The sequence below is a fragment of the Terriglobales bacterium genome (assembly GCA_035543055.1).
GTDB lineage: Bacteria > Acidobacteriota > Terriglobia > Terriglobales > Acidobacteriaceae > JAIQFD01.
In genome coordinates this window covers 1-2,610 of record DATKKJ010000224.1, presented here as the reverse complement: position 1 = coordinate 2,610, position 2,610 = coordinate 1, and the positions used below count along the sequence as shown (strand labels likewise).

Below are 2,610 nucleotides of genomic sequence, written 5' to 3'. Positions count from 1 at the left end.
CGCCTCATACGCGTAGAGACGCAGCATGCTGCGTCTCTACAGATCAGGCTACTTCTTTTGGTCCAAACCCGCCAGCTTCATGGCGAGATTCACGGCCCGCTCCGGATTGTAAGCGCGGAACATGGCCAGCTTTTCCGCCTCAATCGAGCCCTCGGCGTGAACGGCCAGCACCGCCTGATATCCACCGTAGAGGCGCGCGGTCAGCTCGGCGATCAGGTTCAGCACCGGCAGCCGCCGCTCCGCCGGCCAGGCGCCGCGAAGATACTTCTCCAGCACCGGGCGAACTTCGGGAGACTCCCAGTCGCTGCCGGCGGGACCGGTGACCAGCAATCCCCCGGCGAGGTCCTGCACCACTTCCATAGCCTGGTGGAAGTCGCGGGCAAAGACCCACTTCGCCATGTTGGTGGTGAACACATGCGGATAGGCCACGCCCTCCTCCACCTGACAACGCAGGGCGGCGAGTTCGGTGAGGCCGCGGACCATCTCTGCATAGCCCCCGAGCCAGGTGAGCTTGTCACGCACGTGGCTGGCGCGCTCGATGCCGTTGGCGCGCGCCACCGCAATAGCCGCACCGACAAGACCATCCAGCAGCGGCAACTTATAACTCACAGCGGTGAAGCGATGGAACTCCACGAAGGTCAGCGCAGCAGCGCTGGCCAGATCGTTCTTCCCCTCGAAAAACACCCGCTCCCAAGGAACGAAGACGTTGTCGAAGACGGTAAGCGTCTCAATCATCTTGTGGGTGGTGGAGATGGGCCGGTTGATGTGATCGTCGGTGCCGTGCAGAAAATCAGAGGCGTAGAGACGCACTCCTTTCGTGGCAACGGGCACGGCGAATGCGACCGACCAGGGCTCGTCTCCGGGTCCCATGCTGCGACTGGGGAGCACGATGATCTCGTCCACGTACGGCGCACAGGAGGTATGGACCTTCGCCCCGCGAACCACGATGCCGTCCGAGCGCTCCTCCACCACCCGAACGTAGAGGTCGGGATCTTCCTGCTCGCTTGGGCGCTTGCTGCGGTTGCCCTTTACGTCGGTCTGGGCGACCGCCAGCGCGAGGTCGCGGTTGCGGCAGAACTTGTAGAACGCGTTGACGCGCTCGAGCCCCTGCTTCTCGCCGGCGCGCCCGAGCACGCGCTTCAGTGCGAACAGAGCGTCGGTGCCAATCTCTTTAATAAGGATGACGAGGGTTGCACCCTCGGCCGTGCCCGCCTCGATCAGCCTGGAGCGAGACAGCAGATCCTTGGAATCGCGAGGAATGCGGTAGTAGGCCGAGTACACGTCGCTGCCGTCATGAGCGAGCGCCAGATCGCGGTACCTGGGGTCCTCCGCCATCTTGAAGTCGATGGCGGCGTGCCGCGCAGCCACACCAAGTTCGGGATGCTCAACCACCGACTGAACGCGCTGCCCGCGATAGTAAACCTCGCGCTCATCGCGCAGGCCGTTGAGGAATTGTTCAGGGGTACGTAGTGCCATGAGAGCCTCCCGGGCATCATGAAGTTATCAGCAACCTGAAGAAGTCGCAGTCGGGTTTTTCATCAGTGTTCTGTTAGTCGCGCAACGACGACCGAATTTAGCCCGGCACGAAGTGCCGGGTCCTCCCGGGTGCCTCATTGTGCCGCCCCTTAAAAAGCGGCTCCTGATCTCAGGGCCGCGCGGTCGCAAGCGAAGGATCTTGACACCGTCATTACTCTCGTCCTCCGCCGGCTTGGCCTAGCATGAGAATCGCGCAGATCCTTCGCTCGCCCTCACCTCGCGGGTGCTCGGTTCGGGCGGCTCAGGATGACAAACGCAAGAGCTTTGCATTATCCCGCTCAGCGATTATCCGCGACCAGCTTTTGCTCTTTGCCGGCTGCCCGTTCGCGCAACACATGCTTCTGCACCTTGCCAGTCGACGTTTTCGGCAGTTCATCGAAGCGAATCTCCTTGGGCGCCTTGAAGTGGGTGATACGTGCGCGCACGAACTCGATCAGTTCCGCCGCCGTCGCCGATTGCCCCTGCCGCAACACCACGAAGGCGACGGGCACCTCTCCCCATTTGTCGTCGCTGCGGCCGATCACCGCAGCTTCGAGCACCGCCGGATGCTCCACCAGCACCCGTTCGACCTCGACTGAGGCCACGTTCTCCCCGCCGGTGATGATGATGTCCTTGGCCCGGTCGCGGAGCTCGACGTAGCCATCCGGATGCCGCACCCCGAGATCGCCTGTGCGGAACCAGCCATTGAGCGTGGCAGCGCGCGTGGCTGGCTCGTCGCGGTAGTAGCCCAGCATGGTGTTGTTGCCGCGCAGGACGATCTCGCCCATGGTCTCGCCGTCCCAGGGGACGGGACGACCATCGGTATCGAAAACGTCGACGCCGCCTGTGACCACGTTGCCGATACCCTGGCGCGCGTTCAGCCGAGCCTGCCGCTCGGGCGATTCCGCCGACCACTCCGGCTGCCACTCGCAGATCATCACTGGACCGTAGGACTCGGTCAGACCGTAAAGGTGGGTAACCTTCATGTTCAGCTTGGCCAAGCGAGCCAGCAGGGCGGGTGAGGGCGGCGCTCCTCCGGTGCTGGCCTGAACGAGATGCGATGGACGCCGCTCAGGCGCTGCCGCTGCCGCTTCG

Annotated in this window: 2 protein-coding genes; both read right to left on the bottom strand. The window is 63.5% G+C overall.

All coding sequences use genetic code 11. The annotated features are described in order from the left end of the window. Positions 1–48: 48 nt before the first annotated feature. The gene (locus tag VMS96_14490; protein ID HVP44636.1) at positions 49–1,476 is read right to left on the bottom strand and encodes a 4-hydroxyphenylacetate 3-hydroxylase N-terminal domain-containing protein; all 1,428 of its coding nucleotides are present in this window, start codon (positions 1,474–1,476) and stop codon (positions 49–51) included. A 338-nt stretch (positions 1,477–1,814) separates the two neighbouring features. After that, positions 1,815–2,610: AMP-binding protein (locus VMS96_14485; protein HVP44635.1), on the bottom strand; the 796-nt coding region annotated here is incomplete at its 5' end.